Source organism: Gillisia mitskevichiae (assembly GCF_003634585.1).
Taxonomy (GTDB): domain Bacteria; phylum Bacteroidota; class Bacteroidia; order Flavobacteriales; family Flavobacteriaceae; genus Gillisia; species Gillisia mitskevichiae.
Map to the genome: position 1 here is coordinate 330,187 of NZ_RBLG01000001.1, position 20,002 is coordinate 350,188.

The window sequence follows — 20,002 nt, forward strand, 5'->3', positions numbered from 1 at the left end:
AAATTGGTTATTTAATCGTTATATGATTGAACTAAGTAATAATTAGAGTCTGAGGATCTTTTAATTATTAAAATATTAGACCCGTAGGTTATAGGTTTGCCTGTTAAAGATTTTACATAGATAGACATAGAATTTCCATCTACTTTCACCTCTGCATTTCCCATTTTATTTTTTGAAATTGATGACATTAATATGCCTTGTCTACCAAGAAAATCTATTGCAACATCTCCGTCTTTATTAAGGTTTTTAAAGAATCCCTTAAATGGAGTCGTAAAGATTTTATTAATAAATAATGCGGGAAAAAAAGCTAACAGCATAATAATAAATCCGAATACATTATCATACGAGTAAGTTATAGCAGTAGTGATTGCGGTAATAAACCACCATATAAAAATCCAGCAGGTAAATGTGAACATAAAAGGAAGCCCAACAAAGTTGAAATAAATTAGAAATAGCTGCCACCACTTTAAAGGTTTTCTGCGCTTCCCTAAAACATCTTCTTGATTGATTTCTGCATTAGAGATATCTTCAAAATCCATGTTCCCGCCTTCTATGCCAGTATCCACCTCTAGATCTGCATCAAGGTCTACGTCTATATCAAAATCAAGATCGAAATCTAATCCTCCTATCATTGTAACTATCCAATACAAGATAAGCACAATTAGAAGGATACTGAGAACCATATTGACTTCAGAAAATAATATGTTTAATAAATCTGTCAATATTACGAGTCTTTAGAATTACTAAGACCTAATTGGCTTTTTAGCTTTTCTAGATCTTCATCTGCCTTAGCTTTGCTGGTATCGGCAGCCTTATCAATCTCGTCATCTATAGATTTAGATGCATTTGCGATATCGCCATAGGCCTCTGCCAAAGCTTCTTCTTGAGCAACTTTTTCTTTCATACGCTCCAACATAGAAACAGTTCCCGTGCTGTCCAGCTCTGCCATTTGTTTGTTCAAGCTTTTGGTTGCATTACTTACTTTAACCCGAGCTTTCAAGGTTTTTAACTCATTCTCCCAATTACCAATATTGGCTTTTATGGTTTGAATATTCTTTTGAAGTTGAGCGACGTTATTATCAAATTTAGCCGATTCTTCCTTAGCTCGAATCATTTGCTGATCTGCCATTTCCTTCTGAACTAAGGCTTCCTTAGCTAGTCTATCTGCTTCTGAAGCCTCCATCTCTTTAGAATGACCTTTCTTTAAAATAATAATGGCTTTATTCTGATATTCTTCAGCCTTATTTTGAAATTCATCTTGATCGTTTTTAGCTCGTATTGCTAAGGCCTTAACTTGAGCTAATGCTTCTAGACTTTTGTCAAGATCAAGTTTCATATCTCGAATTCCTTGCTCGGTCATCTTAATTGGATCTTCCATATTATCTATGGCTGAATTTGTTTCAGCTTGACCAATTTTAAATAATCTTTTGAATAAGTTCATAATTGTAAGTTTTTAATATTTAGAAAATTCGATGATTTGCTCTGAGTATTCACTCATTAATAAACTCAAAGAGTTTAAACTACCTTCGAGTTCGTTTAAATCCATGTTCTCTATTTGAAGAGTATCCCTAAAGATAACTTTCTCTCCACTTTCGTCCAGAACAAATGCACCGTGAATAATATCTCTGTTCTTTTGTAACAAGTCTTTAAAAATACGCTCCGATTGATTGTTAATTTTAAAGATAAATTGTTCCATGATTAAAATTGGAGGCGCTATTCCTAAAATTAAATTTCTAATTCCAGCGTCTTGTTTCTGTACTACAAGAATTCCATCTTCAGGGTTTTCCCTTGTGATATTAAAGTTTAATTCCAGTAAAAAGTCTCGTGTGATGGTTAGGTGATTCTTCATGTAAAATTTATAACGGTTAAAGGTAAATAATTACAAAGGTTAATAATACGAAAAAGAATAGTCTTAGGCTATAAAATTGAAATAGCGAATGACACGATGTGAAAAATTAAAACTATCATAATGTTAAGTTAGTTGGTTAATAATTGATTTTTTGATATCTAAATAATAATATTGGCTATTATAATTCCATTTTTTCAAGAAATTTCTTGCAACAAAATTTTTTAAAACTGAGAATAGAATCACACAAACCGCTAAAAAGATTAGCTATAAATGATTTTTTTAGCTAATTTCGTTAGACTAATATACAATTAATTTTTATTGTTGCAAATATAATTAGCAAAATATGTCATTTTTTGGAAAAAATATTCGAAAGATAAGAACGGTTAAAACTTTAAGCCAACAGGCATTTGCCGACTTATTCGACTTAAAACGAGGAACCTTGGGGGCTTACGAAGAAGGAAGAAGCGAACCTAAGATTGAAACAATTATCAAAATTGCTAATTATTTTAGCATACCAATTGACGATTTACTAACCAAGGAACTAACTGTAAATAAGTTATTAAAATTTAAAGGAGATATCGCCGCAGATCATGAGGAGCTTATAAAAGAGCAATTTGCAACTATACCCTGCATCACTCAAAAAAATAGTGCCGACTATATAACACACTATGATAAAGAACAATTTATTAAGGATATGCCTTGTTTGCAATTGCCTATTAATACTGAAAAAACATTTAGGGGTTATACGGTAGACAGCTTAGAGATGAGCAGCAACGATAAGGGACTATATCCCAAAGATATTGTTGTTGGAGAATTTGTGCCAAAGAAAGTCTATAAAAAAATCAATAATGGGGTTTTAGTTATTGTTCTGGTAGATAAGCAACTAATTTTAAGAAGATTATTTATAACCAACGAAACCCTAGTACTAAGAGCAGATCATAAAAATATTGAGGATCTTAAAATAAACCTGAAAGATATAAAGGAGATGTGGCGAATCCGTTATGTCTTCTATCATAGACTCCCTGAAGTTGCAGATGGAATTGAAGAGAAGTTATTATTCTTAGAACAAGAGTTCGCAAAACTTAAATCTAAAAAGGAAGGTAATCCATAAAAAAAGCCTCTCACAAAGTGAAAGGCTTTTAATTATTACGTGGTCCCACCTGGACTCGAACCAGGGACCACCTGATTATGAGTCAGGTGCTCTAACCAGCTGAGCTATAGGACCGGCTCAATAGGTATAATGAGGGCGCAAATTTATGTAATTGCTTTTTAGTGAACAAGCATTTTTTAAAGAATGTTTACAGCAAGACTCACGAAACCTACTAATACATTTAGGTTCAGCATCAAACCAAGAAAATCAGCATCTCTTTTTCAGTTTTCAACTGCTATTCGGCAACCTTTTCCTGACACAACTCCACCAATACTCCGTTAGCAGATTTAGGATGCATAAAGGCAACCAACTTATTATCTGCTCCCGATTTCGGGAAATCATTAAGTAATATAAAGCCTTCGCCCTTTAAACGTTCAATTTCAGTCTGGATGTCTTCCACATTAAATGCAATATGATGTATTCCTTCTCCCCTTTTCTCTAAGAACTTGGCAATTGGGCTTTCTGGATTTGTAGCTGCCAGCAATTCGATTTTACTATCTCCAACTTTAAAAAAAGAGGTGTCCACGCCTTCACTTTCTACTTTTTCTGTCTTATAACTGTCTACTCCCAGAATCGCTTTATAGGTTTTATTGGCCTCTTCCAAGTTTCTAACGGCAATACCAATATGTTCTATCTTATTCATTCTTTGTGTTTTATTATTGATTCAGGTCTAAGAATTACCATGGAAAAACGATTGACCCGTCTTATACTTTTTTGTAACTTCTTTCATATTTCCGATTATAAAAATACTATAATCTTTAAATATGCTACTTTTGCAAGATGGAAACAAATAGACAAAAAAAAATAGGTGGGGTTTTGCAACAGGATTTAGCTGAAATCCTTCAAAATCACTTGAGAGATTCTGGGGTAACGGGTATTTTGATCTCGGTTTCTAAAGTAAAAGTAACTACAGATCTTTCTATAGCTAAAGCATATTTAAGCGTATTTCCTTCAAAACATGGAGAAGAGATCTTGAATGACCTTAATGAGATAAAATATAAAATAAAGCATGAACTGGCACAACGCACCAAACATCAGCTGCGTAGAATGCCGGATCTTACGTTTTACGTAGACGATTCTTTAGAGTATATAGATCAGATAGAAAAATCTATGAAAGGGGAAGATAATCCCATTTCTAAACCGGATCTATTAGACAAAAGGAAAAAATCTTAATTTGAATTTCCCCTTTTATATCGCTAGACGTTATTTGTTCACCAAAAGTTCGAATAATGCCATAAATATTATTACCATAATTGCTGCGATTGGGGTTTTTGCGGGAGCTTTCTCTTTATTCATCGTTCTTTCAGGCTTTTCAGGATTAAAAGATTTCAGTCTTTCTTTTACTAATGAATTTGATCCTGATCTTAAAATTCTCCCGGAAAGTGGAAAAAATTTCTCTTTTACTGAAGCTGAAAAAGGAAAGTTATTAGCAATTGATGGAGTTCTGTCAACTTCAGAAATTATTGAAGAAAGAGTCTTTCTAGATTATAAATCTAAAAATCATACCGCCTTTATTAAAGGAGTCGATGCCAATTATAGAAAAGTGAATTCTATTGATAGTACCATTGTCTTTGGTACTTGGCTAACTCAAAGTGAATTCCAGGTGGTTGCGGGAAATGGAATTTCCAGATTGCTTTCCTTAAACACCTTCGACTATAATAATCTTCTGGATATTATGGTTCCACGTCCCGGAAAAGGACAAATTACTAATGCCTCTCAAGCTTTTAATAAGGAAAGTGTAATAGTTACAGGTATATACAGTGTTAATGAAGAATTAGATAGCAAATATATTTTCACCAATATTCAATTTGCAAGAAACTTACTGGAAATAGAAGAAGGACAAGTTTCAGCAATCGAACTTAAGGTAGACCCAACAATGGATCTAGAAGTAATTCGCAATGAGATAGCATCGGTTTTTGGGAATGAAGTGATAATAAAAGATCGAGCGCAGCTAAATGAAACGCTTTACAAAATGCTAAATACCGAAAACCTTGCGGTATATCTTATTTTCACTTTAGTGCTTATAATAGCCTTATTTAATGTAATTGGATCTATAATCATGGTGATCTTGGATAAACGTGAGAATATTAAAACCCTTCATAACCTTGGCGCTACCAAAAAATCTATTAGAAATATTTTCTTTTTACAAGGTTCGCTAATGACAATTGTTGGTGGAATGCTAGGTTTAGTTTGTGGGTTAATCCTGATCTACCTTCAGCTACAGTATAATTTTGTAATGATAACTCCCAGCCTCCCTTATCCTGTAAAGATAAAAGCTGAAAATATTATACTGGTATTCTTAACTATTAGCATTTTGGGGATATCTGCCTCTTATATTGCAGCTAGTAGAAGTAAAAGCGCTTTAAATTCTTAAGCAAATTCGAAGCCAGAGAATTCTCTTTCTACCTCATTAAAAGCTTCAAAAACATCTACAGAATGATCACTTGTTACCATTTTCATTCGGTATTCCTTGAAATGTGGAATCCCTTTGAAGTAATTGGTATAGTGTCTTCTAGTTTCAAAAACTCCTAATTTTTCGCCTTTCCAGTCTATAGCCATCTGTAAATGACGTCTTGCAGCATCTACACGTTCCTCCAAAGTTGGTGGATTTAAATGTTGACCAGTCTCAAAGAAATGTTTCACTTCTCTAAAAAACCAAGGATAACCAATACTTGCTCTCCCGATCATAGCTCCGTCCAAACCGAATTTATCGCGCATTTCCATAGCTTTCTCAGGCGTATCTACATCTCCATTCCCAAATACCGGAATATGCATTCTTGGATTCTCCTTTACTCTAGAAATTGGAGCCCAATCTGCTTCTCCTTTATACATTTGAACTCTGGTACGTCCATGAATGGAAATAGCCGCGCAACCCACATCTTGTAAGCGTTCTGCAACTTCAACTATTTTAATAGAGTCGTTGTCCCAGCCTAATCTGGTTTTAACGGTAATTGGCAAATTGGTATGTTCTACCATTGCTTTAGTTAAAGAGACCATAAGATCTATATCCTTTAGAATCCCTGCACCTGCTCCTTTTGACACTACCTTTTTAACAGGGCACCCAAAATTTATATCTATTATATCTGGACCAGATTTTTCAACTATTTCTACAGATTGTAGCATAGATTCTAAGTTAGCACCAAAGATCTGGATGCCAACCGGACGTTCTTTTTCGTAGATATCTAGTTTCATCATGCTTTTTGCAGCATCACGAATAAGGCCTTCCGAAGAAATAAACTCTGTATATACCACATCTGCTCCCTGCTCTTTGCAAAGTGCACGAAACGGTGGATCACTCACATCTTCCATTGGTGCAAGCAACAAGGGAAACTCTCCTACATCTATATTTCCAATTTTAGCCACTACTTTTTATTTAAGTGCTGCAAAATTAAGAAATTAGATCGAGTTTGCCAGTAACTAAAGTTTAAGATAGGAATGTCTTATAGAATTAAGAATTTCTATAGCATCTGTTGAGCTTCTAAACGTTCTTTTTCAACTGCTTCTAATGCTCGCTGATTATCCCTTAACTTGAAATTTCCAAATTTATAAAGTAAGCCGAAACGGATACTTCTGGACTCTGGCATTGCGAAAAATGAATTATCCTGATTTAAATAATTAGAACGTAAAGGGATATTATAAGTGTCAAAAAGATCTTCCACATTTACTGTAGCGCTTAATCTATCATTAAGGAAAGTTTTTCTTAAACCTAGTGAAACTCCATATTGCGGCTCATCAAAATCGTACGATCCCGCAATGAAGTCTGGGGAATATGTTGCTGTCAAATTTCCAGAGAATGTACCATCCTTTGATAAGGTAAGATAATTAGACGCGCTTAAATAAACACTAGTCACCTCATTATTTACTTTCTGGTTTTCACTTTCAAAAGCTATAAACTCATTTTTCATTTTAAATATAGAGCTATATATGTACAAGTAATACCAATCTGTAACATAGTCATAATAAGAAATATCTAAACTAAATTGCTGCTCGTAAATTAAATTATCGGCTACAGATCTTAATGTTCGGTTTTGATTATTTTGAAACGGTAATATTGCCGGGGCATCATTTATCTTATCGTAATATAAATCAAATGAAAGCTTATTTTTATAGGTGTAATTCAATAAAACTTTATTGGATATCCCTGGCTGTAGGTTTGGATTTCCAACTTGAAAATTATTTTCATTCAAAAAATACCGGTAAGGATTCAAGCTTTGGAATCTCGGTCTTGTAATCCTTCTGCTATAATCTAAACCAAAAGAATGATTGTCACCCACGGTATGCATTAAATAGACTGTTGGAAATAATTCGAAATACTCCTGAGTATTTACCGCTCCAAAAGAAGCAGAATTTCCTTCAATATCTGTATACTCTCCACGAAGACCTGCTTTTATACTCCAAGTATCCCAGTCTTTGGCAACACTTAAATATCCAGCGAAGATGTTTTCATTGTAATTAAATTCATCTGAAAGAGAATTTACAAACTGTCTGGATTCAGAATTAGTATCAAAAAAATCCAATCCACTCTGAGAGTCTATTCCAGAATATTTAGCTCCATATTCTGAAGCAAGTCCGGCGATAGTAGATGTGAAATCTAGCTGACCTGTATAAATATCTGTGTCTTGATTTGCTACTGTATAAAATGAATTGTTATTCAATAAGTTTCCTGAGTTCGAAAAATACTGAGTTAAAAGATCCTGAGTTTGATCGTCGTTATATTTGATATAATTGGCCTGAGCGCTAAATGTAGATCCGTTCTCTCCGATGGAAGTTGAATAATTAGCGTTGAACAATAAATTGTCACCTTCATTTTCTAATCTACTATCTGTTGTGTAAAGAGAGTCCAACTGCATTTGCGGATTATAAATTTCAGTTCTCCCATCAATATCAGAATCAGCTTTTGGAGTGTACAAAATATTTGCACTCAAACTTAATTTACTTTTCTCTGAAAGAGTGAAATCCAGAATTGTACTTAAACTATGAGACTCCCTTTTAGTTTCCTTATTAAACTCATCGTCCCATATAGAAGCTACGTTCCCCATTGGATCAAAATAAGTGATGTTTCCAAGATCTGTTTTTATATCTTTTCTAGTATTGTAGTTGTAGCTAGCAAAAGCATTTAAATTATCTGTTTTATAATAATGGCTAGTCCCTACAGAATATTTTGGTTTAATAGCTATTGTATTAGATGCATTAAGGCTTCCTTTATATCCAACAGCTAAGTTTTTGGAAGTGATTATATTCAAAATGGATCCGCCTTCAGCATTATATTTTGCTGGTGGATTGGTGATCACCTCAACAGATTTTACATTTTCTCCTGAAAAGCCTTCAAGCAATTGCTGAAGTTCTTGTGCGGTTAAATAAACCTTATTATCATTAATATAAACATCTGCAGGCCTATTCTTGATTAGAAGTTGACCCTGACTTACAATGACTCCAGGAGTTCTTTTTAAGATTTCATAAGAGTTTCCTGAAGAAAGCACAGAGTTTTCCACGTTGAAGGTAATTCTATCTACACTCCGGGAAATGGTGGGTTTTTTGGCAGTAACAGTAACCTCATCTAGATTTGAAGCAGATTCTATAAGTACTAATTTTCTAAGATTTGTATTTCCTTTTACCTCAATTTTTTTAACGAAATTTTCATAACCAACAAATCTAATTTCCAAAATATAGCTATTATCTTCTATATCGTCAATTAAAAATCCGCCGTCTTCTTCAGAGACAGAACCTCTGTACAGGGTTGTAGAATCATTTGCTTGCAACAGGATCACATTGGCAAACGAAACGGTATTTTGGTTTTCATCTATTATAACTCCTTTTAAGGAATTCTGTGCGTAGGTAGTGAATGATAGTAGGGAGATCAAACAAAGAAAGGCAGGGGAATAATTACTTTTCATTATTAAAATTTGGTGATTTTCTTTGAGAATTTGGTTGATTTAGCTAACAAATATAACATTTCCTATAACATACATGCCAAATTCCAAATGGATTACACCAAAATTTCAAAAGTGAAATTTTTATCCTAAAAACTAAATTCTAATCTCGCATTGCCTCATATAATACCTGCTGGATTTTAGTTCTAGTATTACTTTTATATAACAATGTATTGTCTCTTGTTGGCAGGACCCTGTTAGATAAAAATATGTATAAAAGGTTGGTCTCAGGGTCCATCCATACCATAGTTCCCGTAAAACCAGTATGTCCAAAACTGGAATTACTAGCAGAAATTGCTGTGTTTCCATTTATAGAACGTTCTCCTAAAGAGGGTTTATCAAAACCTAAACCTCTTCTATTATTATTATCAGGAAATTGATATTTGGTAAATTCCTCCATTGTAGCTTCGGTAATATATTGCTCTTCTCCATAAGTACCTTTATTAAGATACATCTGCATTAATTTTGCAATGTCGTTTGCATTAGAAAAAAGTCCTGCATTGGCAGAAACACCGCTCATCATAATAGCTCCTTCATCATGCACAGTTCCACGAATTGCTTCTTTTCTAAAAAGAAAATCATTTTCCGTAGGCATAATTCTGTCAAGCTTATACTCTCGGTTAGGATTATATGTAAGAGTGCTTGCTCCTAATTTATCGTAGAATTTAGCATCTAAATAACTTGCGAAATCTTCTTTAGTCAAGTTTTCCACAAGACTTGGGAATAAATAAAAAGCTAAGCCAGAATAAAGATATTTCTGCTCTTTTTCTAATTTAGATTTTTTGATCTGTTTAAAGATCTCTTTCTGATAATCTTTAAACAGCCACATATTCTCCGCGATCTTTATAGGAAATCTTGCTGAAGAATCCTTTTTAATGGTTTTCCATTTATATGTTCCATTTTTTCTAAGTGTGGTTTTCCAATAAGGGATCCAAGGTTTAAAACCTGCTTGATGTGCCAAGATCTTCCTCATAGAAACACCTGCTTTATTAGAGTTTTTAAAATAAGGGAGATAGGTCTCTATTCCTTCTTCTAAACTGAACTTATTATCATCCTTCAGTTTCATTAAAGCTGGTAATGCTGAAGATATCTTAGTAACCGAAGCCAGATCATACAGGTCTGTCAATTTCACTTTTGTAGTGTCTGAATAACTTTGGTAGCCGTAAGCTTTATGAAATACCACCTTTTGATTCTTAGCAATCAAAATTTGTCCACCAGGAATAGCTTTTAGATCTATTGCTTGCTGCATCAAAGAATCAACTTTTCTATTTAAAAGTTCGGCATTCATATTTGCATCTTCTGGAAGGGTGTATTTAAATCTCATTCCTCCAGAAATATCTAAACCATCTCCTTCTTTAAATTTATCTCCAATACTTACCGGTAGTTTTCCATTTGCTCCTACTCCTCCAAAAATTAGTTGTGCTGCAAGGTCTTCAGAATTTTTACTGTCTTGGTAAGTGAGTATCAAGGACGAAACACTTTCGGCAACACCAAGGTTGTCCAACGAATATGGGTTCTTAAAAAATGTAAGTATGCTCTTCTTTTCTTTCGAAATTGATTTTAGGAAAGACTGTACATCTGCCGTGAGCTTCATGTTATTTCTAGGAAATTTGCTATCATCATGAATCCCAAGAATTACAAGATTGAAAGTAGAAAGTTGTTCTTTCACCGAATCCAATTCAGCAATTGAAGCTTCATAGGGAATACTGAAATGCGCTATTTTTGTATATAGATCTAAGCTCTTCTGAAATTGATTGTCTTTATCGCCACCTATTGAAATAGCCGCAATTTTTAAAGTGTCTAGTTGCTGTAATGGCAATAAATCTGACTGATTTCTCAACACGGTTAAGGAAGCTTCCGTAAGATTTCTGTTTAAAAGTTCTGTTGAAGAGGAATTAAGATCCTTATCTATATTTTTTATATCGATTACTTTATACTTATCTAGACCCGCCCATTGTTTTATAGCGAGGATCTTTCTGCAACGTGCATCGATCTCTTTTTGAGAAATTAATCCTTGCTTGATCGCTTTTTTAATTTCTTCTATTGCTTTAGGAACTGCTACTGTAAATTCTAAAAGATCGTTCCCCGCGAGTATAGCATCCTTATCTACTTCTCCCGGAGTATGACCCTCAGTAACCCCTTTCATATTCATAGCATCGGTAACAATTAATCCCCGAAAGCCAAGTTCTTCTTTTAAAAGTCCAGAAATTATAGGTTTAGAAAGTGTAGATGGAACTCCTGTAGAATCTAATGCTGGAATATCTAAGTGAGCTACCATAACTCCTCCAATTCCTGCTTTTATTATCTCTCTAAAAGGGTACAACTCTGTTTCGTCTAGTCTTGCTCTAGAATGAGTTATTCTAGGTAAGGCATAATGAGAATCTGTATCTGTATCTCCATGCCCAGGGAAATGTTTTGCTGTTGGTAAAACTCCGGCATCCTGTAATCCAAGCATATAGGCGATTCCCTTTTCGGCTACATTTATTTTATTCTCTCCAAAGGATCTAAAATTAATAACAGGATTTGCTGCATTGTTATTTACATCTACTACAGGCGCAAAGTTTAAATGTAATCCAACACGTTTTATCTGTTTGGCAACTTCTACACCCATAGCATAGATCAAACTATCATTTTGAATAGCTCCCAAACTCATCTGGAATGGGTAGCTAATAGTACTATCTAAACGCATTCCAAGTCCCCATTCCGCATCTATAGCCCCTAATAATGGCACTTTTGAAGCTTCTTGATATTCATTCATTTGGGTTACTTGGCGCACAGGTCCTCCTTGAAAAAAGATTAGTCCGCCAATCTTTTGTTCTTTAATCTGTTTTAGAATTTCTTGTTTATGTTCTTCTCCTCTATTAGAATAGGCAGCTACCATAATTAGTTGCGCGATCCTTTCTTCCTGAGATAAAGTTGCCATCACAGAGTCCACCCAAACACTATGTTCATATTGAACAAATTCTGGAACTTTCGCCTTAGTTTCCTGGGCAAAAATGTTAGCGCAAATATTGGTAATAAGAAAAAGTGTGGTGTAAAATTTAATAAATTTCATATTCAATAATAGGTTATAATAGTAAACCATAGGTTTACCCAATTTAAACTTTTATATAGATCTTCTTTTTGTCTAGCACATAACCAATAATCCACATGAGCAGCATAAAGCAAACGGCAAAAGCTATGGATGCATTGTATTTGGAAAGCCAGCTTAAAAAAGCATTATTATAAATCCAAGGTTTTATGGAACCTCCATCTATCCATATAATGCTCATTAACATAGCTATTAAGCCAGACAGAACAAAAATGAAAAGAGGATTTCTTCCGAAAACCACAAAGAAATAGGTCCATTTTTTAAATTTCCAAATTTCAATAAGCAAGATCAAAGCTGCTATAAGAAGCAGATCCCAACCAATTGAGTATAGCACATAAGAGCTGGTCCAGATCCCTTTTATAATTGGGAAATATAGATCCCAGAATTTTGCAACGATAAGTAATAAAAATCCGCTTAAGGCTAATTTCCATACGGTGGGAATTGTATTTCCGGAACGCTGAATGAAAATTCCGGCAATATACCCAGCCACCACATTCACTATGGCTGGCAAAGTACTTAATAGTCCTTCTGGGTCAAAAGTTATTCCGAAACCTTTCCATAAATTATCCGGGTGGAATATTAAAAGGTCGAACTTTAGTGCTGCATTCCCTGCTAAACTAAATGGATCTGGAGGAGTTCCAAACCTATACATAAACCACCAATAAAGTAATAATATGTTTATACTTATAATAAGTGTTGCCTTAGTTTTTATATAATGAAGCATTAAACCAGCAATTAAATAACATATTGCAATTCTTTGTAATACGCCCATGATCCTCATTTGGGAAAGGTCTTTAAAAATGAATTCCCCAACTTCGTTTCTATAAACAAAAGGAAAAGCACTCATAAAAAGGCCAATAAAAAATATAAGAAGACTTCTGGTAAATATTTTCTTTAGAAAATCTTCTTCAGATTTCTCATCATATTTTCTAAGACTAAAGCTCATAGCATTGCCAATAACAAATAAAAATGTCGGAAAAACTAGATCTGTAGGTGTAAACCCTTGCCAAGCAGCATGTTTAAAAGGAGCATAAATATTAGACCAGCTACCAGGATTGTTAACTAATACCATTAAAGCAATAGTTAATCCTCGTAATACATCTAAGGCTAAATACCTTTGGGACCTTTTTATCATAGAATAACTATCATGGCATTAAAAGTTCTATTCAAATTATTTTTTTAACTCCAAATAAAAAGAGAATCAACGTTTACTTATATTGAGCAAACCTAAGACGGATATTATTTGGTTTATTTTTAAAACGAATGCTTAAAAATATAAATTTTAATTAAATAATCAATCTTTCATAAAAATTTTAATAAAGTCTTTTTTGAAATTAATTTTTTGCATATTTTTAATGAAAATTAATTCTTCCTTTTTTAAATTCAAAAGGACTCATCTTAATGACAAATTAAATTCAACTTTAAATTTTATTTATGTCGAAAGAATTACAGGAATTTTTCATCAATCATAATCCTACTCCAGGATTAAGTAATGTTGAAAGAAAAAAATACCTTCAGAAAATAAGGATCATCAAACATCTTTATTTTAATGGAGCCAATACCAATGCCGATATATGCAATACTTTTAATGTGAGTCTTCCAACGACTATGTCTTTACTAAACCAATTGGTAGAAGATGGAATCGTTGCAAAACAAGGCCGAGGAGAATCTGTAGGTGGCAGAAAACCAGATCTTTTTGGTTTAAAGGAAAACACCTTTTTTGTGCTAAGTATTCATATTGAACGTTTCCAGATACAACTAGCAATTTTAGATAATACACATCAAATCCTATTCGAGAAAAATATTAGCACCATTATTTCTAAAGATTTTGATATTGTAAACATTTTACATCAGCATGCATCCGAGCTTATAGCTGAGTCTAAGATCAATTCAGATAAATTAATGGGTATTGGAATTAGTATGCCCGGATTGGTTTCTTCAGAAAATGGTAAAAACTTCACTTATTTCCTAAAAGATCATCAACCTCAAGATCTGCAAAGTGAGTTTGAAAAAATATTCAATAAACCAGTAGCAATTTTAAATGATGCAAAAAGTGCCTGTTTAGCAGAATTTCGTTTAGGTCTTGCTAAGAATAAGAATAACGTTTTGGTGCTTTCTATGGACTGGGGAATTGGTCTAGGAATTATAATGGGTGGAAAATTACATATGGGATCCTCTGGTTTTGCTGGAGAATTTGGTCATATCCCATTAGTAGAAGATGGAGCATTATGCCATTGTGGGAAAAGAGGCTGTTTAGAAACTGTTGCCTCTGGAATTGCCTTGGTTAAAAAAGCGAAAGTGGGAATTGAAGCTGGGCAACATTCTATTTTAAAGGAAATGGTAAATGATGTGCTTGACGATCTAGAGCCTTCAATTATTATAGAGGCAGCCAATCGCGGAGATCAGTTTGCAATAAATGTGCTCTCAGAAATTGGGATAAACCTTGGGAAAGGAATCGCAATTCTAATACAGATCTTTAACCCAGAACTTATAATCTTAGAAGGAAAAATAGCTGAAGCCAAGCAGTTTATAACTACTCCCATACAGCAGTCTATAAATACATATTGTATGATTCAGCTAAAAGAACGTACAGAAATTTCACTATCTAAATTAGGTAAGAATTCAAGTTTATTAGGAGCTACTGTTGCTATTATGGATCATATTTTCAAACAACAAATTACAATGGCCAAGGCGCAACTTAAATAACCACTTTACACTTTATTACCCAACATCCCGCAAAAACTTATTATGGCAAGATTAAATCTACTTGAAGCAACACGTTATGAAAAATTACCAGTAACGGTATTTGATAACGAAAAAGAAGCATCCAAAAGTGTTGCTAAAAGAATTTCAGCCCTTATTATAAAAAAACAAGAGCAAGGAGTTTCTGCTATTTTAGGACTTGCTACAGGTGCAAGCCCGGTGGAAGTTTATAAAGAGCTGGTTAGAATGCATAAAGAAGAAGGTTTAAGTTTTAAAAATGTGATCACCTTTAATCTTGATGAATATTACCCAATGCAGCCCACAGCAGCTCAGAGCTATGTGACGTTTATGGAAGAAAATCTATTTAATCATATAGATATTCCAAAAGAGAACATACATATTCCAGATGGGACATTACCAAAAGAAGATATTGCTGCTTTCTGCCTAGATTATGAAAATAAAATTGAAGAATTAGGTGGTTTAGATCTCCAAATCTTAGGTATTGGTAGAACAGGACATATTGGTTTTAACGAGCCGGGATCTGCTCCTAACTCTGGTACCAGGCTGGTAACTTTGGACGATCTTACCAGAAGAGATGCTTCCAGAGATTTTGGAGGTAAAGAAAATGTGCCCACCAAGGCTATAACCATGGGAATTGGTACCATTTTTAAGGCTAGAGAAATTATATTATTGGCTTGGAGTAAGAAAAAAGCCAGTATTATTAAAAAAGCAGTAGAAGGAGAAATTTCAGGGAGTGTTCCCGCTACTTACTTACAACATTCAGATCAGGTTGAATTTATTCTGGATACAGATGCAGCTTCAGAATTAACGAGATTTAATACTCCTTGGTTAGTTAAAGATTGTATTTGGGATAACAGACTAATAAAAAAAGCTGTTATCTGGCTATCTTCTGAAGTTAACAAACCTATTCTAAAACTTACAGACGAGGATTACAATACCAACGGGATGGCACAATTAGTCACCGAGAAAGGGCCCGCGTACAATATAAACATCGAAGTTTTTAATACCCTACAACATAGTATAACTGGATGGCCCGGAGGAAAACCGAATTCCGATGAATCCCAAAGACCAGAACGAGCCGCACCTGCTCATAAAAGATCCCTTATTTTTTCACCGCATCCAGATGATGATGTTATTTCTATGGGAGGAACTTTTATAAGATTGGTAGATCAAGGACATGATGTTCATGTTGCATATCAAACCTCTGGAAATACTGCAGTTTGGGATACAGATGTGCTTAGATATATGGAATTTGCTATAGACTTTAATAAAAGTATAGGAGACGATTCAAAAAAACTGGAAGGTATTTATGAAGAGATGCGAAGCTTTTTAAAGTCCAAACAACCCAATGAGATCGACTTGCCAGAGATTAGAGAAGTTAAAGGTTTTATAAGAAAATCTGAAGCCTTTGCTGGAGCTAGGTTTGCAGGATTGGATGACAAAAACATTCATTTTATGGCCTTGCCTTTCTACGAAACAGGAAAGACCGTAAAAAATCCGGTTACAGAAAAAGATGTTCTTCTAACCATGGAACTTTTACAGAAGATAAAACCACATCAGATTTTTGCAGCAGGAGATTTTGCAGATCCTCATGGAACTCATATTGTATGCTTTAGAATTATTATCGAGGCCATGAACCGTCTAAGAAAAACCGAAGAGTGGACAAAAGATTGTTGGCTTTGGATGTACAGAGGAGCTTGGCAAGAATTTGAAACCCATGAAATTGAGATGGCAGTACCGCTTTCTCCACAAGAAGTGGGTCGTAAAAGAAAAGCCATATTTCAGCATCAATCACAAAAAGATCATCCTGTATTCCCTGGCGATGATGAGCGGGAATTTTGGGTACGTGCACAGGAACGAAATAGTGAAACCGCAATTAATTATCACAAATTAGGGCTGGCAGATTATGAAGCTATGGAAGCCTTTGTTCGCTGGAAATTTTAAATAATCTCAGGAAATGAAAAGTATTAATAATACGATAACCATAATTGCTGCAGCTTGTATGATAGTTTCGTGCGCAAGCAATCCCTATGCTCCTACTAATAAGGTTCATAAAAAACACAGTAAAGAACTTAGCAAAGAGTTAAAAATATTACCTCCTCCATATCCAGGTTCTGCAAGTGCTTTAAATGTTGCTGAAGATTGGGTGGGAACTACCAATTTTAATCTTAGAAAGCCCAATATTGTGGTAATTCATCATACTGCACAAGACTCGGTAGGGCAAACTTTAAAAACATTCACTTTAAAGAGAACTCAAGTGAGCTCGCATTATGTAATTGGAAAAAACGGAGAGATCTATCACATGCTTAACGACCTTTATCGAGCATGGCATGGTGGAACAGGACAATGGGGCTCTAATACAGACCTAAATTCCTCTTCTATTGGAATTGAATTAGATAATAATGGGAGAGATGATTTTTCTCCTCTTCAAATTAATAGTTTACTGGAATTATTAAAAGATCTAAAAGAGAAATATAAGATCCCCGCAGCTAATTTTATTGGTCATTCAGACATCGCTCCAACCAGAAAAAATGATCCGAATAAGACTTTTCCTTGGGAAGAATTAGCGAAAGAAGGATTTGGGCTTTGGTATGATGAAATACCTGAAACAGAAAAACTTCAGGATTTGGACAAAGGTAATATCCTTACTACAGAAATACCTCAAGAAATTAAAACAGAAGTAAACGACTCTGTTATTGTGGCCAAAGTAAAGGCTCCAGAGTTAATCCCTCTTTTAGATGTGACTCCAAAAGTTGCTCTTAAAGTGATTGGGTACGATGTAAGTGATATGCCTGCAGCTATCAAAGCTTTTAAACTGCATTTTATTCAAACAGAAGTAAATTCCACTTTAACAGATCATGATCTAAAAGTCTTGAATAATCTTTACAAGAAGTATTTGTAAGAGATTAGTGGTTAAAAAATAAAAAAGCTCCTCTAAATTTTAGATGAGCTTTTTTATTTGAACAATTTTGAAAGCTTATTCTTTTACCGAAGTAGAGTCTTTCTTGGTCATGAAAATATCCTTTTTAGATAGATATAGTAGCCCATTCCCTTCCTGATCGATTATTCGTTTTGTTCTTAAGTATCTATTGTAATTATATTCATCAAAATCTGCAGCAGTAGTATCCATAGTACTTATATGAACATTCCCCATAGAATGAATGAATTTTTGATCTCCAATCCACATTCCTACATGTATCACTCTTTCTGAAGTAGAGTCTGTAGCTTTTCTTCCGAAGAATAAAAGATCTCCGGCAACAAGATCTGTAAAGTTCTTAGTAGAATCTATTAATTTACCAGTATGTACTTGTTGTGAAGCATCTCTTGGAATTATCAATCCATTCAAGAAAAATATCGTTTTGGTAAAACCGCTACAATCTACTCCTTTTGGAGAAGTGCCTCCCCATAAATAAGGTAATCCCATCATTTTTTTTGCCGTAGCTACCAAATCTTCACCAGATTGATCTACGGAAGCCACCCAATCAAGATAAGACATCGCATCTGCCTTGTCTACAAAAGCTTTTTTACCATCGGGATACATTACCTCAAAAAATCCATTTTTATCGCTTAAAAGCTCTAAAATGTCTCCAGCCACAAGATCTGATACAACTTGACTCTTGGTATCTGCATTTTCATATGATTTCCCATAAGGATTTAAGTAAATGATCTTATCTGCAGCTTTCCATTTAGAAAATTCAGCATCGGTTAATCCTATAACTCCACCATTGTCTACCCAGGAAATATATCCTTCTGGGGTTTGAATTAGACTCCATCCACCATTATTTTTTAGCATCTTCACTGGAGTTCCCATGGTAGCTTGTGTGACAAGCTCTGCGGAATGTTTTCCTTCTCCTCTTAAATTGGCTACAGATATTTTTATAAGTCCGTTGGTCTTTCCTTCTACACTTGCTTCAGGAAGCAAAAGAATGCTATCTGTAAAAGTGATTCCTTCAGAATTTAATTTTTCCTTTAAAGCTTTTACTGCATCTGGTAAATTAGATTCTCCTTTTAAGGTATACATATCATTAGATTGCGTGGCTTCCACATCGAATAAAGCCACTCTTTTATCTGGAGCATATTCCTGTTTTACATCTTTAATATAAGCTTCCGCTTTATTGTCTTTTTTTTCTTCTACTTTCTCATTACAGGAAGTAATTGATAAAAGCCCTACTAAGGCTAATAAATTGATCTTTTTAAATATGTTCATATCATTAAGTTTTATTTTATTCAGGGATTAATAATTTTGCACCAGTTCCATTTCTATCCGGAAAATGCACTTTTTCATCGTATACTTTTACCCCATCTGCAATATCAGATTTCAATAAAAGCGCGCCGTCCATATCTACATAATCTAACAAAGGTAATAATTGAGCAATTGCTGAAATACCAACTGTAGATTCTGTCATACATCCAACCATCACCTTCATATTCAGTTTCTTGGCTTCAGTGATCATTCGCCTTGCTGGTGTTAGTCCTGCACACTTAGTTAATTTAATATTGACCCCATGAAAATAGTCTTTGCATTTTGCAACATCAGTTTCAACAATACAACTTTCATCTGCAATTATTGGCAAAGCAGAATTTTTGTACACTTCTGCCATTCCATCCAGATCTTTTGGGTTTAAAGGTTGCTCTAAAAATTCTACATTTAGATCCTTCAATAATTCAGAATTCTTGATGGTTTGCTCTGCCGTCCAAGCGCCGTTAGCATCTACCCTAAAAACCGAATTCGTATGTTTTCTAAGTTCTTTAACTATTTGTACATCTTCATTGGTTCCCAACTTGATCTTATACAAAGGCCAAGGAAATTCCTTTATCTTTTCTACCATCTTTTCAACAGTATCTATTCCGATGGTATAGTTAGTAAGCGGGATATTCTGAAGATTTAAACCCCATAATTTATAAAGTGGTTGTTTATTTCTTTTTCCATGAAGATCATGCATTGCAATATCCAGTGCACATTGGGCAAATGGATTATCTTGTAAGTGTGGAAAGGTAAGTTCCCAAAGTTCTTCGGGCTTTAAGTGAATGTTTTCTGCAACGATAGTTTCTACAGATTTAATAGAAGCTATCATAGCTTCAGTTGTTACTCCATAATAAACTGTAGCTGCCGCTTCTCCATAGCCGGTAAATTCACCTTCAGATAAAGCGACTATCAAAGTCTCTTGAAAATCTCTTGAACCATGACTAATTGTAAAAGTGTTCTTTAGTTCCAGATTATATGTGTAGAATTCAATTTTCATAAAATCACATTCAGT

The 20,002-nt window shown here is 34.3% G+C and carries 16 protein-coding genes and 1 tRNA gene; 6 read left to right on the forward strand and 11 right to left on the reverse strand.

What is annotated here, in order from left to right; all coding sequences use genetic code 11:
• Positions 1 to 11: 11 nt before the first annotated feature.
• Genes BC962_RS01530 through BC962_RS01540 form a run of 3 tightly spaced genes read right to left on the reverse strand, consistent with a single transcriptional unit; the run spans position 12 to position 1,849 of the window.
• Positions 12 to 722, reverse strand: a complete 711-nt coding sequence (locus BC962_RS01530) for a hypothetical protein (protein WP_121344174.1) — start codon at positions 720 to 722, stop codon at positions 12 to 14.
• A gap of 2 nt (positions 723 to 724) precedes the next feature.
• Positions 725 to 1,441: a PspA/IM30 family protein gene (locus BC962_RS01535; RefSeq protein WP_121344175.1), complete on the reverse strand. Its 717-nt coding sequence runs from the start codon at positions 1,439 to 1,441 to the stop codon at positions 725 to 727.
• Between the two features lie 12 nt (positions 1,442 to 1,453).
• On the reverse strand, positions 1,454 to 1,849 hold the full coding sequence (locus BC962_RS01540) for a YbjN domain-containing protein (RefSeq protein ID WP_121344176.1): 396 nt from the start codon (positions 1,847 to 1,849) through the stop codon (positions 1,454 to 1,456).
• Positions 1,850 to 2,192: 343 nt separating this feature from the next.
• On the opposite strand from BC962_RS01540, the gene BC962_RS01545 reads away from it, so the two are divergent.
• Positions 2,193 to 2,960: a helix-turn-helix domain-containing protein gene (locus BC962_RS01545; protein ID WP_121344177.1), complete on the forward strand. Its 768-nt coding sequence runs from the start codon at positions 2,193 to 2,195 to the stop codon at positions 2,958 to 2,960.
• 40 nt (positions 2,961 to 3,000) lie between these two features.
• Here the strand turns inward: BC962_RS01545 and BC962_RS01550 are convergent.
• Both BC962_RS01550 and mce read right to left on the reverse strand, forming a co-directional pair.
• Positions 3,001 to 3,074, reverse strand: a tRNA-Ile gene (locus BC962_RS01550).
• 160 nt (positions 3,075 to 3,234) lie between these two features.
• A complete protein-coding gene (gene mce, locus BC962_RS01555; protein WP_121344178.1) occupies positions 3,235 to 3,642 on the reverse strand; it encodes a methylmalonyl-CoA epimerase in 408 nt (135 codons plus the stop codon).
• Positions 3,643 to 3,779: 137 nt separating this feature from the next.
• Here mce and rbfA point away from each other — a divergent pair, with 137 nt between their 5' ends.
• Both rbfA and BC962_RS01565 read left to right on the forward strand, forming a co-directional pair.
• Positions 3,780 to 4,172, forward strand: coding sequence for a 30S ribosome-binding factor RbfA (rbfA, locus tag BC962_RS01560; protein ID WP_121344179.1), 393 nt, complete (start codon positions 3,780 to 3,782; stop codon positions 4,170 to 4,172).
• Between the two features lies 1 nt (position 4,173).
• Positions 4,174 to 5,373 (forward strand): ABC transporter permease, encoded by a 1,200-nt coding sequence (locus BC962_RS01565; protein WP_121344180.1) that lies wholly within the window; start codon positions 4,174 to 4,176, stop codon positions 5,371 to 5,373.
• Here the strand turns inward: BC962_RS01565 and dusB are convergent.
• The 4 genes from dusB to BC962_RS01585 all read right to left on the reverse strand — a co-directional run bounded on the left by dusB (position 5,370) and on the right by BC962_RS01585 (position 13,155).
• Complete coding sequence (dusB, locus tag BC962_RS01570; RefSeq protein WP_121344181.1) at positions 5,370 to 6,362, reverse strand: tRNA dihydrouridine synthase DusB; 993 nt, start codon at positions 6,360 to 6,362, stop codon at positions 5,370 to 5,372. The two genes, BC962_RS01565 and dusB, sit on opposite strands and share 4 nt — an antisense overlap.
• Positions 6,363 to 6,457: 95 nt before the next feature.
• On the reverse strand, positions 6,458 to 8,893 hold the full coding sequence (locus tag BC962_RS01575; RefSeq protein WP_245983966.1) for an outer membrane beta-barrel protein: 2,436 nt from the start codon (positions 8,891 to 8,893) through the stop codon (positions 6,458 to 6,460).
• Positions 8,894 to 9,032: 139 nt separating this feature from the next.
• Entirely contained in the window at positions 9,033 to 11,984 is a 2,952-nt protein-coding gene (locus BC962_RS01580; protein WP_121344183.1) for a glycoside hydrolase family 3 N-terminal domain-containing protein, read from the reverse strand.
• 43 nt (positions 11,985 to 12,027) lie between these two features.
• The gene (locus BC962_RS01585; protein WP_121344184.1) at positions 12,028 to 13,155 is read right to left on the reverse strand and encodes an acyltransferase family protein; all 1,128 of its coding nucleotides are present in this window, start codon (positions 13,153 to 13,155) and stop codon (positions 12,028 to 12,030) included.
• A gap of 299 nt (positions 13,156 to 13,454) precedes the next feature.
• Here BC962_RS01585 and BC962_RS01590 point away from each other — a divergent pair, with 299 nt between their 5' ends.
• From BC962_RS01590 to BC962_RS01600, 3 genes are read left to right on the forward strand one after another with little or no spacing between them, the layout of a single operon-like run.
• Positions 13,455 to 14,726, forward strand: a complete 1,272-nt coding sequence (locus tag BC962_RS01590) for an ROK family transcriptional regulator (protein ID WP_121344185.1) — start codon at positions 13,455 to 13,457, stop codon at positions 14,724 to 14,726.
• Between the two features lie 42 nt (positions 14,727 to 14,768).
• The gene (gene nagB / locus BC962_RS01595; protein ID WP_121344186.1) at positions 14,769 to 16,688 is read left to right on the forward strand and encodes a glucosamine-6-phosphate deaminase; all 1,920 of its coding nucleotides are present in this window, start codon (positions 14,769 to 14,771) and stop codon (positions 16,686 to 16,688) included.
• A gap of 13 nt (positions 16,689 to 16,701) precedes the next feature.
• The gene (locus BC962_RS01600; RefSeq protein WP_121344187.1) at positions 16,702 to 17,646 is read left to right on the forward strand and encodes an N-acetylmuramoyl-L-alanine amidase; all 945 of its coding nucleotides are present in this window, start codon (positions 16,702 to 16,704) and stop codon (positions 17,644 to 17,646) included.
• A 75-nt stretch (positions 17,647 to 17,721) separates the two neighbouring features.
• On the opposite strand, the gene BC962_RS01605 is transcribed toward BC962_RS01600, so the two are convergent.
• Both BC962_RS01605 and BC962_RS01610 read right to left on the reverse strand, forming a co-directional pair.
• Positions 17,722 to 18,951, reverse strand: a complete 1,230-nt coding sequence (locus BC962_RS01605; RefSeq protein ID WP_121344188.1) for a C40 family peptidase — start codon at positions 18,949 to 18,951, stop codon at positions 17,722 to 17,724.
• A gap of 16 nt (positions 18,952 to 18,967) precedes the next feature.
• Complete coding sequence (locus tag BC962_RS01610; protein ID WP_121344189.1) at positions 18,968 to 19,987, reverse strand: dipeptide epimerase; 1,020 nt, start codon at positions 19,985 to 19,987, stop codon at positions 18,968 to 18,970.
• Between the last annotated feature and the right edge of the window lie 15 nt (positions 19,988 to 20,002).

What these genes read in the sequence shown, in the direction of transcription:
- BC962_RS01535 (WP_121344175.1), bottom strand. Translation starts at nt 1,441, where the DNA reads ATGAACTTATTCAAAAGATTATTTAAAATTGGTCAAGCTGAAACAAAT.
- BC962_RS01540 (WP_121344176.1), bottom strand. Translation starts at nt 1,849, where the DNA reads ATGAAGAATCACCTAACCATCACACGAGACTTTTTACTGGAATTAAAC.
- BC962_RS01545 (WP_121344177.1), top strand. Translation starts at nt 2,193, where the DNA reads ATGTCATTTTTTGGAAAAAATATTCGAAAGATAAGAACGGTTAAAACT.
- mce (WP_121344178.1), bottom strand. Translation starts at nt 3,642, where the DNA reads ATGAATAAGATAGAACATATTGGTATTGCCGTTAGAAACTTGGAAGAG.
- rbfA (WP_121344179.1), top strand. Translation starts at nt 3,780, where the DNA reads ATGGAAACAAATAGACAAAAAAAAATAGGTGGGGTTTTGCAACAGGAT.
- BC962_RS01575 (WP_245983966.1), bottom strand. Translation starts at nt 8,893, where the DNA reads ATGAAAAGTAATTATTCCCCTGCCTTTCTTTGTTTGATCTCCCTACTA.
- BC962_RS01580 (WP_121344183.1), bottom strand. Translation starts at nt 11,984, where the DNA reads ATGAAATTTATTAAATTTTACACCACACTTTTTCTTATTACCAATATT.
- BC962_RS01585 (WP_121344184.1), bottom strand. Translation starts at nt 13,155, where the DNA reads ATGATAAAAAGGTCCCAAAGGTATTTAGCCTTAGATGTATTACGAGGA.
- BC962_RS01590 (WP_121344185.1), top strand. Translation starts at nt 13,455, where the DNA reads ATGTCGAAAGAATTACAGGAATTTTTCATCAATCATAATCCTACTCCA.
- nagB (WP_121344186.1), top strand. Translation starts at nt 14,769, where the DNA reads ATGGCAAGATTAAATCTACTTGAAGCAACACGTTATGAAAAATTACCA.
- BC962_RS01600 (WP_121344187.1), top strand. Translation starts at nt 16,702, where the DNA reads ATGAAAAGTATTAATAATACGATAACCATAATTGCTGCAGCTTGTATG.
- BC962_RS01605 (WP_121344188.1), bottom strand. Translation starts at nt 18,951, where the DNA reads ATGAACATATTTAAAAAGATCAATTTATTAGCCTTAGTAGGGCTTTTA.
- BC962_RS01610 (WP_121344189.1), bottom strand. Translation starts at nt 19,987, where the DNA reads ATGAAAATTGAATTCTACACATATAATCTGGAACTAAAGAACACTTTT.